The sequence below is a fragment of the Arthrobacter sp. YAF16 genome (assembly GCF_052113385.1).
Taxonomy (GTDB): Bacteria; Actinomycetota; Actinomycetes; order Actinomycetales; family Micrococcaceae; genus Arthrobacter.
This window is the reverse complement of sequence record NZ_JBFRDC010000008.1, coordinates 97,775-110,612: the sequence shown is the minus strand read 5'-3', so window position 1 is coordinate 110,612 and position 12,838 is coordinate 97,775. Positions and strand designations below refer to the sequence as shown.

The window sequence follows — 12,838 nt, the reverse complement described above, 5'->3', positions numbered from 1 at the left end:
CATATGTATGGAAACCGCACTGAAGCTCAGCAACGTCACGCCGGAATACCCAGATGGCGAGGGGGTCTTGCGGGCCCTCGACGACGTCAGCCTGGAGGTGCACCGTGGCGAATTCGTCTCGCTGGTGGGGCCCTCGGGTTCGGGAAAATCGTCGCTGCTGGCCGTGGCCGCCACCCTGGTCCGGCCCACGGCCGGGTCAGTCATCGTGGCGGACCGCGACGCCGGCGCCGTTCCGGATGCGGGGCGGACCGCACTGCGACGGGACAGCATCGGCATCATCTTCCAGCAGCCGAACCTCCTGCCGTCCCTTACCGCGGCCGAACAGCTCGTGATCGCCGCCCACCTGCGGGCCGAGCCGCTCCGCGCTGCGAGGATCAGGGCCGCGGAACTGCTGGGACGGGTGGGCCTCGGATCCGTGCTCGACAAACGCCCGCACCAGCTCTCCGGCGGCCAACGCCAGCGCGTGAACATTGCCCGTGCCCTGATGGCCGACCCCGCGGTGCTGCTGGTCGACGAGCCGACGGCGGCGCTCGACCACGAGCGGAGCGCGGAGATCGTCCGGCTGCTCCGCCAGGTCACGGATGAGTTCGGCGTGGCGACCCTGATGGTCACGCACGACACCGGGATGCTTTCCTACACCGATGCCGTGGCGACGATGCGTGACGGCCGCCTTTCGGCCGCCGGAATGCTCGCGCCGGCACCCTAGGCGGGGTCGGCCGGGCCCTGACTGGCCTCTTGGCGGCCCAGCCCAGGGACCGGCATCCCGAAGATGTCTTTCAAGGCGTGCCTGGCGGCGTGGAGGCCGGGCATGCCGGTCACTCCCGGTCCGGGCGGCGTCGACGAGGAACAGAGGTACAAGCCCGGAACTGGGGTCCGCCACGGCACCGGGCTGAGCACCGGCCGGCGGAACATGCCCCGCAGGTCCATCGCCCCGGCACTGAAATCGCCGCCGACATAGTTCTCGTTGTACTCGGCGAGTCCCGCCGCCGTCGTCACGCGGCAGGCCACCACCAGCTCCCGGAAGCCGGGGGCGAAGCGTTCCAGCTGCGCGGTGACGGCCTCGCCCATGTCCACCGTGGACCCGGCCGGAACGTGGCAGTAGCTCCAGAGGATGTGCCGGCCGGCGGGGGCGCGGCCGGCATCGAAGCGGGAGGGCTGCGAGACCAGGACATACGGCCGTTCCGGGTGCCGGCCGGCGGCCACAAGGTGTTCCGCCTCGGCGGTTTCGGCCCGGGTGCCGCCCACGTGGACGGTGCCGGCGTCGGCGAGTTCCGCAGCGGCCCACGGAACCGGACCGGAGAGGATGAAATCGACCTTGCACGCGGCGTTGCCGAAGCGGAACGACTCAAGGGCGCGGGTATAGCCGGGCGGCAGGCGGTTGCCGGCAATCCGAAGCAGTCCGGGCGGTGCCACGTCCAGCAGGGTGGCCCGGACCGGAGGCAATTCCGCCAACGAGCCGATCCGCACCCCGGCCTGCACCACGCCGCCGTGGGCCTCGATGTCCGCCACCATCGCCCGCGCGATGGCTGCGGATCCGCCCACCGGGATCGGCCAGCCGCCAGCGTGCCCCAGCGCACCCAGCAGCAGGCCTGCGCCGGCCGCGGGCAGCGTCGGCAGGGGGGCCACGGCATGCGCGGCGACCCCGCTGAGCAGGGCCGGAGCCAGCTCGTCCCGGAACCTCGCGCCCCACCAGCGGGTACCCTGCTCGAGGGTGCGTAGTCCGAACATGGCGGCCGCCACCGGCTGCCGCGGTATCCGCAGCAGCTGGTTCAGCGTCAGATCGGAAACGCCCTCGAGCCGGTCCACCAGCGGGGACATGAGCCGCCGGTAAGCTTCGCCGTCGCGGCCCAGGGCCGCCACCGTCCGCTCCAGCGAGCGGTAACCCAGCGCCGCCCGGCCGCCGTCAAGCGGTGCACCATGGGAGAGTTCGGGTACCTCCAGCCGGATCCGCCCGGACAGCTCGAACTCGCGGAAGAAGGGCGAGGCCAGGGCCATCGGGTGCACGGCCGAGCACACGTCGTGGAAGTGTCCGGGCTCGATGAGTTCCGTGGTCCGGAGGCCGCCGCCAACGGAAGGAGCCGCCTCGTAGACGTGCACCGCGAGCCCCGCCCGGGCCATTGTCACTGCTGCGGCCAGCCCGTTGGGACCGGAACCGACGACGGCGACGTCAGGCACGGGACTCAGCGTCCGCATGGGCGCGCCGCCACGGCAGCACGGACGCTGCGGGGCGCCGCACGTCCAGCCGCAGCCAGTCGGCGGCGCCGTCGAAGGGGCCGCCGTGCGGGTCATCGGTGCCGCCGCGGCGGACGACGTCGTAGCTCGGGTCGAGGATGTCCCACACCACACGCGCCATGAGGTAGCCGGTGGCGAGCATGTGGGCGAGGACGGCAAGGACGTAGTACGGCATGTCGATGTTGTGCTGTGTGGCGCCGCCGCTGGTCACCTGGCCGAGGTACATCCAGATGGCGGCCCAGTGCAGGCCCTCAATGGACTGCCAGATCAGGAAGTCCCGCCATCTGGGCCGTGCCAGCGCCAGCAGCGGGATCAACCAAATCACGAACTGCGGCGAATACACCTTGTTGGTGAGGATGAAGGCGGCCACGATCAGGAACACCAGCTGGGCCAGCCTCGGCCTCTGCGGCGCCGCGAGGGCAAGGGCGGCGATCAGCACGCAGGCGAACAGGAAGAGGTTGAGGGCCAGGCCGTTGATGACCTCGGCTTCCAGCGGCTTCCAGCCCAGGCGTCCGGCCACCAGGTTGTAGGCGAACCAGGGTGAGCTGTAGCCCGCCGGGCGTGATTCGGTGAACTGGTAAAAGTACTTCCAGCCGGCCGGGTCACCCGCGGCGGCCGGGATGTTAACGGCCAGCCAGGTCGCGACGGCGGCGCCGGCGGTGACCAGGAAGGCGCGAATTTTGCCGGTGCGGAGCGCCAGCAGCAGGACCGCGCCCAGGATCAGCAGCGGGTAGAGCTTGGTCGCGGTGCCCAAGCCAATGAATAGGCCGGCAAGAAGCAGCTTGTTCCTGGAGAAGAAGTACATGCCCAGGGCCAGTAGCGCGACGGCCCACATGTCCCAGTTGATGAAGCCGGCGAGGACGATGCCCGGGGCCAGGGCCACCATGGCGGCGTCCCAGGACCGGCGTCGGGCGGTGCGGGCGGTGGCCAGCACGGTGACGATCCAGACGGCGGCGATCAGGGTCGCGTTGACGTCGAAGTAGGCCAGGATGCGGGAATTGCTGACGCCCTCACCGGGAACCAGGAGTGCAGTGGCGCCGGCGATGAAGCCCATCAGCACGGGATATTCGAAGAAGCTGCCTGCGGTGACAAATGGGAAAGCCCCGTCGCCCAGACCGCGGTTCTTGAACAGCTCGGGGAAGTCCGAGTAGCAGGTCGCGTAGAACTGGCCGGGGGATTCCCAGCCCTTGCTGCGGCAGTACCCCTTCAGCAGCAGCCCCACCAGGGCGGCCAGGACGGTGAGCAGGACGAGGACCCGTTCCACGGTGAAGAGCCCGGGGGAGACGACGCCGGGGGCCGTGCGGCGGCCGAGCGGGCCACCGATGAGTTCGGTGAAATTCCGCAGCAGCAGGTCGCTGCGGCTTGGGACTACCAGTCGGGTCCGCTTGCGGTTCTCCGGCGGCATTGTCTCCTGCATGCCTCGAGCTTACCGGGGCCGCCGGACTGTGCGGCGGCAGGACCCGGATGCAAGTCCGTGGATGGCCACGGCGGCAAGAACGGCGGTTAAATGGGGGAGCCCACGCGTCGCCGCGTGGGCTCCTTGCGGATCGGTTCCGATGCTTGTCATCAGCGGATCAGTCCCATCTGGTGCATGGCGAGGAAGATGTCTTCGCGCCGCTGCTCAAGCAGCTGGGCGTTGAACTGCGTCTTGTCCTTGCGCACCGGGTGCGAGTTGAAGATCAGTACGTCCTGCAGTTTTCGGATCATGGTGGTCACCTCCCCTCGGAAGTCATGGTGGAGACGTTGGTTCCGCGGGCCACGACGGGTGGCGGCGCGGGCGGTGGAGCTCGTTGCGATAGTCACGGTTGACCTTTCGTTGCTTTCGGAAATGGAAAGTAATTGGGCATGACAATTAAGGTCCCTGAAAATGGAAGAATAAGACCCTAATTAGGCAAAGAAATGCCCGGTATTAATTGAGGGATTCCGCAAAGCGGAAGAATGGCCCCTGGCCGCATGGCGCCGCAACCCCAACAAGAAGCTGGGTTCCGAACTATGGGGATGTTGCGCAACCGCGTGGTTCCGCTGGGTCAGACCGTTCCGTACAGGCCACCCCGGAGGGATGGCCTGGCAATCCTTCTGCGCCGGCTTCAGGCCGGGAGCGCGGAAATCAGCAGGCGGGCAGTCCGACTTTCGGGCGCGCGGCAGCGACAGAGGCCGGGGTGGCGGTGAAGGTGTACATCCATCCGCTAGTCAAAGTAATCATTTTCCCAACCTCCTTTTCTGTTCTGCCGTGGCTCCGGCTGACTGGCCGGGCGACGCGCGCCGTGACCCCGGCAAGTCGCTCTGGGGTCAGGAATAAAAATACATCATGAATGTGCCCGTTGGCCACCGAATTCATAAAGATTCTGCAAAAACTTTTCCAAGCGGGGTTTTATAGTCCCCATCTGACGACGGCGGGTGTCTTTTTGTCCCAGCCAAGCGTGCAGACTTTCGCGGTTCCAAGCACAAAGTGCCGGCCCTCGTGGGCGTCGAGTCCCAGCCAGCGGGCGGTAAGGATCCGGGAGAAGTGTCCGTGCGCCACGATCAGCACATTGTCCAGGCCGGACTCGAGCACGCGGGCCACGATCTTGTCAGCGCGGGCGGCTACGTCGTCGAGGGACTCCCCGTTGGGAACCCCGTGGGTCCAGATCAGGTAGTCGGGATTGTCCTTGCGGATCAGGTCGGAACTGATGCCCTCGTACTCGCCGTAGTCCCACTCCACGGCCAGTGGCTCCTGCTGGGCATCCGGGAATCCCGCGAGTTCCGCGGTCCGTCGTGCCCGGCGCAGCGGGGAGGTCAGGACGAGGTCGAAGTCGACGGCGTCGAGCACCTTCCGCGCCTCCACGGCCTGTTGCTCGCCTTCCACCGTGAGCGGAAGGTCGGTCAGGCCGGTGTACTGCCCGCTCTTGGACCACTCCGTTTCGCCGTGGCGCAGGATCCAGAGCTGCGGGCGGGGGGCGTTGGAAGGTGCAATCACTTAGGACTCCTCTGTTGGGGAAACGTCGACGGCGGCAGCTTCCGGCTGCGCCGCCCACCATTCGTGCAGCTTGGCTTCGGCCACGGCTGGCTCCAGCGGTCCGTGTTCCATCCGTTCCTCCAGCAGGAACTTGTAGGCCCGCCCCACCACGGGCCCCGGTTTGAGCCCCAGCAGCGCCATGATCCGGCCGCCGTCGAGGTCGGGGCGCACGGCCTCGAGGGACTCCTGCTCGCGCAGGGCGGCGATGCGCGCCTCAAGGTCGTCGTAGGCGAAGGCGAGCCTCTCGGCCTTGCGCTGGTTGCGGGTGGTCACGTCCGAGCGGGTCAGCCGGTGCAGGCGCTCCAGCAGCGGGCCGGCGTCGGTGACGTAGCGGCGGACCGCCGAGTCGCTCCAGCCCGCATCGCCGTAGCCGTAGAAGCGCATGTGCAACTCCACCAGCTTGGCCACAGCCTTGATGGTGTCGTTGTCGAAGCGGAGCGCCTTCATCCGCTTCGAGGTGAGTTTGGACCCCACCATGTCGTGATGGCGGAAGCTCACCGCCCCGCCGGGCTCGAAGCGGCGCGTGGCGGGCTTCCCGACGTCGTGCATGAGGGCAGCGAACCGCAACACGAAGTCAGGGCCGGGCACCGGCCCGTCAGCCTCCGATTCCAGCGCCGCGGCCTGTTCCAGGACCTGCAGGGAGTGTTGGTACACGTCCTTGTGGCGGTGGTGCTCATCGGATTCGAGGCGCAGGGCGGAGACCTCGGGCAGCACGAATTCCGCCAGCCCCGTCTCCACCAGCAGGTCCACGCCGGTCCGGGGCCGGGCGGCGCAGATGAGCTTGACCAGTTCGTCCCGCACGCGCTCGGCGGAGATGATCTTGATCCGCTCGGCCATTTTCGTCATCGCCTGGCGCACGTCCGGGTGCACGCTCACGCCCAACTGGGCGGCGAAGCGGGCGGCGCGCATCATCCGCAGCGGGTCATCGGAGAAGGAGTCCTCCGGCGAGCCGGGAGTCGCGAGCGTGGAGGAGTGCAGGTCCCGGACGCCGCCGAACGGATCCACTAGCTCCAGCGTCGGCAGCCGCAGGGCCATGGCGTTGATGGTGAAGTCGCGGCGCAGCAGGTCATCGGTGAGCGAGGATCCAAACGCCACCACGGGCTTGCGCGATTCCGGATCGTAGGCCTCCGCGCGGTAGGTGGTGATCTCGATCTGGAACCCGGCTTTGCGCATGCCGATCGTCCCGAAGGCGCGCCCGATCTCCCAGTAGTTGTCCGCCCACTTCTTGATCAGCGCAACCGTCTGGTCCGGCGTCGCGTCCGTGGTGAAGTCCAGGTCCGGCGAGACCCGGCCTAGGAAGAGATCGCGGACGGGTCCGCCCACCAGGGAGAGTTCGTGACCGGCGTCGACAAAGCGCTGCCCAAGCTCGAGGACCACCGGATCTACCTGGAAATCGACAGTGTGGGAGTCAGTCTGGTGATGTGCGTGCGCCATAGTCTCTTAAGCTTGTCAGAAATCCCGGCCAGCACCACACCATGGCGGTCCTCGATCCGCCGGTGGCCACGGTGCGAAGAGGCGGATGCGTCAATCCAGTTTTCCGCCCGGCCACTTTCCTGTCATGTTTAGGTCATCAAGTCCGGGCAAGAGTCGTTAGAGTGGACTTCATGGCCCATCCCGTACCGAGCGCTCCCGGCAGGAGGACAAACGCACCGTTGCCATCGGCAATCGGTGCCAACGTCGCGCCTGCGCAGCACCCGGGACAGGCTTCCCTGCCGACCGTCGAGGAAATCTCCGCCGGCGGCGTCGTGGTGGACACCTCCGACGCCGAGTTGCGGGTCGCCATCATCGCGCGCCTCAACCGGGGCGGCCGCCTCGAATGGTGCCTGCCGAAGGGCCACCCGGAGGGCAAGGAAAGCAACGAGGAAGCCGCGGTTCGTGAAATTGCGGAGGAAACCGGGATCGAGGGCAAGATCCTCGCACCGCTCGGCAGCATCGATTACTGGTTTACCGTCAGCGGGCACCGCGTCCACAAGACCGTCCATCACTATCTGCTGCAGTCCACCGGCGGGGAACTGACGATCGAGAACGATCCGGACCAGGAAGCCGTGGACGTCGCTTGGGTCCCCATCCACGAGCTCGCCCGCAAGCTCTCCTTTCCGAATGAGCGCCGCATCGCGGACCTCGCCCGGGAAGTCCTGCCCGAACACCGCTAAGGCTTCCGGCTGCGGCCTCTCCGCGCCGGACCACCGGCGGCCGGACGGCCGGCAACCCGCGCCGCCCGGGAGGCCGGATTACGCACAAAGGCGCGCCCGGGTGAGACGATGAAGATAATGTCTGCCGCCAAGCCCCATTCCGAAAAGTCCGTCACCTCCGGTCCTGCCGCCCCTCAGGCCGCCCACGCCGGAGAGGCGCGGTCCAGCGCCGTCATGGCCGCCGGAACCTTGGTTTCGCGTTTCCTGGGCTTCGGCAAGACCTGGATGCTGGGAGCCGCCCTGGGCCTCGGCTCCACGGTCACCGACACCTTCATCAACGCCAACAACCTGCCAAACCTGATCTTCCTGCTGGTGGCCGGCGGGGTGTTCAATGCCGTCCTGGTGCCGCAGATCATCAAGGCCAGCAAGGCGCCGGACCGCGGGGCGGACTACATCAGCCGCCTGCTGACCCTGGCCGTTGTCGTGCTGCTTTCCCTGACGCTGCTGGTGACCCTCCTTGCGCCGTGGGTGATTGAACTGACCACACAGGGCTATTCGCCGCAGCAGAAGTCGCTGGCTGTGGCCTTTGCGTTCTGGTGCCTTCCGCAGATCTTCTTCTACGGCCTGTACGCCCTGCTCACCCAGGTACTCAACGCCAACGGCGCCTTCGGTCCGGCCATGTGGGCGCCGATCCTGAACAATATTGTCGCGATTGCCGGCCTGGGCATGTTCATCGGAATCCTTGGCGCCAACGAAATAAATCCGCACACGCTCGACAACTGGGGCTCTTTCCAGACCTTCCTGGTGGCGGGGTTCTCCACGATTGGCGTGGTGGCGCAGACCGCTATCCTGCTGGTCCCGGTCTTCCGGCTGCGGCTGGGCCTGCGGCCGCGTTTCGGCTGGCGCGGGGTGGGCCTGGGCCAGGCAGCGAAACTGAGTGTGTGGACGCTGGCCACCGCGGCCGCGGGGCAGCTGGCGTTCCTCTATGTCATGCGCATCGCCACGATCCCGGGTGCCGAGCGGCTCCGGCTGGAACGCGCGGGGGACCACGCCACGGCGGCAACCCTGCCCGGCAACGCCGTGCTCGAAGTGGCCAGCCAGCTTTACCTGCTCCCGCACTCCATCATTGCGCTCTCGCTGGCCACGGTGCTGTTCAACCGCATGACCCGCGCCTCCCAGGACGGCAACCGGGCCGAGCTCCGGCGGGCCTTGTCCCATGGCCTGCGCACCATGGCCGTCGCCACGGTCTTCGGCGCACTGGCGCTCTTCGCCCTCGCGGGACCGCTGGGCATGTTCTTCTCGGGCGGCCACAAACAGGACGGCGTCATGCTGGCCCAGACGCTCACCATCCTGGCGCTCAGCACCCCGTTCATGAGCGCGAACTTCATGATGTCCAGGGTGTTCTACGCGAACGAGGATGCGCGGACCCCGTTCTTCATCCAGCTGGTGCTGGCCCTGGTCAACGTGGTGTCGGCGTTCTTCATCCAGTTCCTGCCCTTTGACCAGATCATCTTCGCGATCGCGGTTCTCTACACCGGCGGCAACATCCTCTCGGTCATGGTCAGCGCCTTCTTCCTGCGCCGGCTCCTCGGGCACCTCGACGGTCCGCGTGTGGCCAGCTCCTATATCCGCATGGGCTACGCCGCGCTCGGCTCGGCCATCGCCGGCGCTGGCGCCCTGTGGCTGATGGGCAGCTACCAGGCCGACGGCTTCGCCTGGAGCAGCCGGCCCGCAGCCCTGGTGACGGTCGTCGTCGTCGGGCCCGTCATGCTGGCCGTCTACTTTGTCCTGCTGAAAGTCCTCCGGGTTACGGAACTGCAGGACCTGCTGCAGCCGCTGCTGGGCCGCCTGCGGCGCACTCCCGCCGCCCCCGGCCCGGAAACCGCGCCGGAGCTTGGAGCCGAAGCGGGCGCCGGTGAAGCCGTCGCGCGCGAAGTTCCGGCACCGCCCCGCCCGGCGCCGGAACGCGCCACCACATCGGTGGATACCGGCCTGATTCCCCGGATCTCGGGCGAATTCGACGCCGCCTCCTTCCGTGCCGGCCCCGACCTGGGTAGCGGGGATGTCCGGGGCTGGGCGGCCGACGGCGGTTACCTTCCCGAGGAGGAACTCCCCGGCACCGCCCAGGGCAGCCAGGGCCGTGCCGAAATTCCGCTGCCGGGGCGCCGGACCTACCAGGGCCAGGCCGGTCACAACCCTTACTTCCCGTTCGACCGGCGAAGGAAGAAATGACGCCTTTCATGCGCCCGGCGCCGGGATCACGCGGCGCGGACACTGCATCGGCTAGGATCGAAGACTAACAAGGGGAGTTGCAGACCAAGGGTCAACCGGCTTTACCGGGGGCCTTAGGTGACTGACGAAGTCGCCGAGGCCGGCAGTTCCCGGACAGTCTAGGAGGAGCCCGTGTCCCACCCGATCGATGTCGGATCAGTACTTGGCGGCCGCTACAAGGTCACTGCCATGGTTCTGACCTCGCATGACCAGGATCTGGTGCTGGACGGAGTGGATCAGGTACTGAATCGGCCGGTGAGCATCCTCGTAGCCGGCCCGGGCAACGCCGACCAGGTCGCCCAGAGCGCCCGCGAAGTGGCGACCGGCGAGCGGCCCGGCCACGTCCAGATCCTTGACCTTGGAGTCAGCGACGCTGCCACCTACCTGATCACCAACCACACTTCGGCCGCGGACCTGCTGGACCTCGTGGTGAGTTCCAACCCGCCCTACGTCGAGCCTTTCTTCACCGACACGCTGGGCAGCGAAATCTTCGGCCAGCCACGCTCCAACGAACCTGAGACCTACGACGGACTCTACGACGACGAGGAAGTCGACGCCGGGTACATCAACTACGGAGAGCAGCAGCGCCAGGCCGGGCAGCTGCCCCCGACGTCGGCGGCGCCCGCGCAGCGCGTTCCTGCTCCGCCGACGGCCTCGCCGGCCGCCGGCGCCCGTGGTGCCGGAGCGGCAGCTGCCGGGGCCGCCGCCGGTGCTGCCGCGGCCAACGCTTCGAGCTCCCCGAAGACTGCGCCGCAGGAAGCTACCGCGCAGCCAACGGCCGCCCAGCCCGTTCAGGCCGCACAGCCCGTCCCGAGCGAGGCCGCCCCCGAGGCGCCGAAGGTCTCCCGCTGGGAGGACGACGACTACGACGACACCCAGCCTGATCAGCGGACGATGGCGATGCAGGCAGCCAGTGCGAAGGGCGCCGGCGAAGGTCGCGCGGCGGGAAGCTTCCCGGCTTTCGCGAAGAAGAGTGCCTCCGAGGACCGCTACGACGACTACGACAACGATGATGACGACGACGCACCCCGGCGCGAACCGCGGTCCCTGCGCTGGCTCGTCGGCGCCCTGCTGGCCGCCGTGCTGGTCATTGGCTTGATCTTCGCCGTCACCAACCTTGGCGGCCTCTTCAAGGGCAGCACGCCCCAGGCCGCCAAGACCACGGCGTCCACCAGCGCGCCTACGAAGTCGGACACGCCCTCCGCCACCCAGAGCGCGCCGCCGGCCGCGGTTCCCCCCGCTATCGAGTCAGTCACCCGGCAGGGCAACTTCGACTTCGCCGCTACCTACGACGGCGACCTGGTCAAGACCTACGACGGCAACGCCGCCAGCTACTGGTCCGACATGGAATTTGCCACCGACGGCTGGGGCGGCTTCGCTCCCGACGGCGTGCCGCTTGTCGTCAAGCTGAAGGGCCCGGCCCAGATCTCCTCGGTGACCTTGAGCCAGCTCGGCGCGTCCGGCGGCAACATCAGCATCTTCACCAACGACCGTCCCACGCTCGACGGCGCCAAGCAGGTGGGCAGCAACAGCTTCACGTCCCCCGAGCTCACCATGCCGCTGCAGGAACCGGTCAAGGCACAGTACGTGATCGTTGCCATCAAGAGCCTGCCCAAGCTGGCCGCACCCAAGACCCGCTACGGCTACGGCCTGCGCCTGGCCGAGATCAAGATCCAGTAACTGCCCCACGTTCCAGGCCGTAACCGCAGGAAAGCAAACGGTCCGAACCCGTGGCTACCGGTACCCTGAGTGGTGGGCGCGGCTGTGCCGCGCCCGGTGTGGGTGGAATATTCAGCTGCCCACATTAGTTGTGCCATGTGGCCGGCCACCCAGGCGGGCGCATCGACAAAGGAAGAGGTTCACCGTTTAGTGAGCAACGCAGAAAACACCGCGTCCGAAGTACGTGATGTCATCATCGTCGGCTCCGGGCCCGCAGGCTACACCGCCGCGGTCTACACGGCGCGCGCCAACCTGAAGCCGCTGCTCCTGGCAGGTTCCGTTACCGCCGGTGGAGAGCTGATGAACACCACCGACGTCGAGAACTACCCCGGCTTCCCGGATGGCATCATGGGCCCGGACCTCATGGAAAACTTCGAAAAGCAGGCCGAGCGCTTTGGCACGGAAATCCAGTTTGAGGACGTCACCGAACTGGATCTCGAAGGCGACATCAAAACCGTGACCATCGGCACGGGGGAGACCTTCCAGGCGCGGTCCATCATTCTGTCGACCGGCTCTGCCTACCGCGAGCTTGGCCTTCCGAACGAAAAACGACTCTCGGGCCACGGCGTGAGCTGGTGCGCAACCTGCGACGGTTTCTTCTTCAAGGATCAGGACGTTGCCGTCATCGGCGGCGGTGACTCGGCAATGGAAGAGGCGCTGTTCCTGACAAAGTTCGCGAAGTCCGTCACTGTGGTTCACCGCCGCGACACCCTCCGCGCTTCGAAGATCATGGCCGACCGCGCCCTCGCCCACGAGAAGATCAACTTCATCTGGAACAGCGGCGTAGAAGACGTGTTGGGAGGCGACAAGGTCACCGGCCTGCGGTTGAAGAACCTCATTGACGGCACCGAAACCGAGCTCGCCGTGACTGGAGTCTTCGTTGCGATCGGGAATGATCCCCGCACTGACCTCGTCAAAGGCAAACTGGATCTTTCACCCGAAGGCACCATTGCCGTCCAGGGCCGTACTTCCAAGACGAGCGTCAAGGGGGTCTTCGCTGCCGGTGACGTCATCGACCCGACCTACCGCCAGGCCATCACCGCTTCGGGTTCGGGCTGTGTCGCCGCGCTCGACGTCGAACACTACCTCGCAGACCTCCCCGCCTGATCGGCGAACGGCAAGCATCTAAGAGAAAGACAAGGTTATGAGCAACGCTAAAGATGTAACAGACGCTAGCTTCAGCACCGACGTGCTGGGAGCCGACAAGCCCGTCATCGTGGACTTCTGGGCCGAATGGTGCGGTCCCTGCCGCAAGCTTGGGCCGATCCTCGACGAGATCTCGGTCGAGTACAGCGAGAAGGTCAACGTCGTCAAGGTGAACGTCGATGACAACCCGGCCATCGCTGCTGAGTACGGCATCACCTCCATCCCGGCCGTGTACCTGTTCCAGGGTGGGGAAGTGAAGAGCACAGTCATCGGCGCCAGGCCGAAGCAGTTCTTTGAAAAGGAATTCGCAGACGTGCTGTCCTAGCCTGTAACGAACTTCCGG

11 protein-coding genes are annotated in these 12,838 nt (G+C 67.0%); 6 read left to right on the top strand and 5 right to left on the bottom strand.

The genetic code is table 11. The features are described from left to right. The first annotated feature begins 7 nt into the window (after window positions 1-7). On the top strand, window positions 8-706 hold the full coding sequence (locus AB4Y91_RS14600) for an ABC transporter ATP-binding protein (RefSeq protein ID WP_441419150.1): 699 nt from the start codon (window positions 8-10) through the stop codon (window positions 704-706). Here the strand turns inward: AB4Y91_RS14600 and AB4Y91_RS14595 are convergent. From AB4Y91_RS14595 to AB4Y91_RS14575, 5 genes are all read right to left on the bottom strand, one after another. Then, complete coding sequence (locus AB4Y91_RS14595) at window positions 703-2,175, bottom strand: phytoene desaturase family protein (protein ID WP_441419149.1); 1,473 nt, start codon at window positions 2,173-2,175, stop codon at window positions 703-705. The two genes, AB4Y91_RS14600 and AB4Y91_RS14595, sit on opposite strands and share 4 nt — an antisense overlap. Further along, entirely contained in the window at window positions 2,168-3,649 is a 1,482-nt protein-coding gene (locus AB4Y91_RS14590; protein ID WP_441419148.1) for a glycosyltransferase family 87 protein, read from the bottom strand. Before AB4Y91_RS14590 ends, AB4Y91_RS14595 begins: the two co-directional genes overlap by 8 nt. A gap of 149 nt (window positions 3,650-3,798) precedes the next feature. Beyond that, entirely contained in the window at window positions 3,799-3,939 is a 141-nt protein-coding gene (locus AB4Y91_RS14585) for a hypothetical protein (RefSeq protein WP_441419147.1), read from the bottom strand. 664 nt (window positions 3,940-4,603) lie between these two features. After that, window positions 4,604-5,188 carry a histidine phosphatase family protein gene (locus AB4Y91_RS14580; RefSeq protein WP_441419146.1) on the bottom strand — a complete coding sequence of 195 codons (585 nt, stop codon included), beginning with the start codon at window positions 5,186-5,188 and terminating at the stop codon, window positions 4,604-4,606. Beyond that, window positions 5,189-6,661, bottom strand: a complete 1,473-nt coding sequence (locus AB4Y91_RS14575; protein ID WP_441419145.1) for a CCA tRNA nucleotidyltransferase — start codon at window positions 6,659-6,661, stop codon at window positions 5,189-5,191. A gap of 170 nt (window positions 6,662-6,831) precedes the next feature. Here AB4Y91_RS14575 and AB4Y91_RS14570 point away from each other — a divergent pair, with 170 nt between their 5' ends. From AB4Y91_RS14570 to trxA, 5 genes are all read left to right on the top strand, one after another. After that, the gene (locus tag AB4Y91_RS14570) at window positions 6,832-7,380 is read left to right on the top strand and encodes an NUDIX hydrolase (RefSeq protein ID WP_441419144.1); all 549 of its coding nucleotides are present in this window, start codon (window positions 6,832-6,834) and stop codon (window positions 7,378-7,380) included. Window positions 7,381-7,497: 117 nt separating this feature from the next. Further along, window positions 7,498-9,591, top strand: coding sequence for a murein biosynthesis integral membrane protein MurJ (gene murJ, locus AB4Y91_RS14565; protein WP_441419181.1), 2,094 nt, complete (start codon window positions 7,498-7,500; stop codon window positions 9,589-9,591). A gap of 171 nt (window positions 9,592-9,762) precedes the next feature. Then, a complete protein-coding gene (locus AB4Y91_RS14560) occupies window positions 9,763-11,310 on the top strand; it encodes an ABC transporter substrate-binding protein (protein WP_441419143.1) in 1,548 nt (515 codons plus the stop codon). A 189-nt stretch (window positions 11,311-11,499) separates the two neighbouring features. Next, entirely contained in the window at window positions 11,500-12,456 is a 957-nt protein-coding gene (trxB, locus tag AB4Y91_RS14555) for a thioredoxin-disulfide reductase (protein WP_441419142.1), read from the top strand. A gap of 37 nt (window positions 12,457-12,493) precedes the next feature. After that, window positions 12,494-12,820: a thioredoxin gene (trxA, locus tag AB4Y91_RS14550; protein WP_441419141.1), complete on the top strand. Its 327-nt coding sequence runs from the start codon at window positions 12,494-12,496 to the stop codon at window positions 12,818-12,820. Window positions 12,821-12,838: the final 18 nt, after the last annotated feature.

Excerpts from the sequence above, each read along its gene's own strand:
- AB4Y91_RS14575 (WP_441419145.1), bottom strand. The coding sequence starts at position 6,661 with ATGGCGCACGCACATCACCAGACTGACTCCCACACTGTCGATTTCCAG.
- AB4Y91_RS14590 (WP_441419148.1), bottom strand. The coding sequence starts at position 3,649 with ATGCAGGAGACAATGCCGCCGGAGAACCGCAAGCGGACCCGACTGGTA.
- trxA (WP_441419141.1), top strand. The coding sequence starts at position 12,494 with ATGAGCAACGCTAAAGATGTAACAGACGCTAGCTTCAGCACCGACGTG.
- AB4Y91_RS14570 (WP_441419144.1), top strand. The coding sequence starts at position 6,832 with ATGGCCCATCCCGTACCGAGCGCTCCCGGCAGGAGGACAAACGCACCG.
- AB4Y91_RS14585 (WP_441419147.1), bottom strand. The coding sequence starts at position 3,939 with ATGATCCGAAAACTGCAGGACGTACTGATCTTCAACTCGCACCCGGTG.
- AB4Y91_RS14600 (WP_441419150.1), top strand. The coding sequence starts at position 8 with ATGGAAACCGCACTGAAGCTCAGCAACGTCACGCCGGAATACCCAGAT.
- murJ (WP_441419181.1), top strand. The coding sequence starts at position 7,498 with ATGTCTGCCGCCAAGCCCCATTCCGAAAAGTCCGTCACCTCCGGTCCT.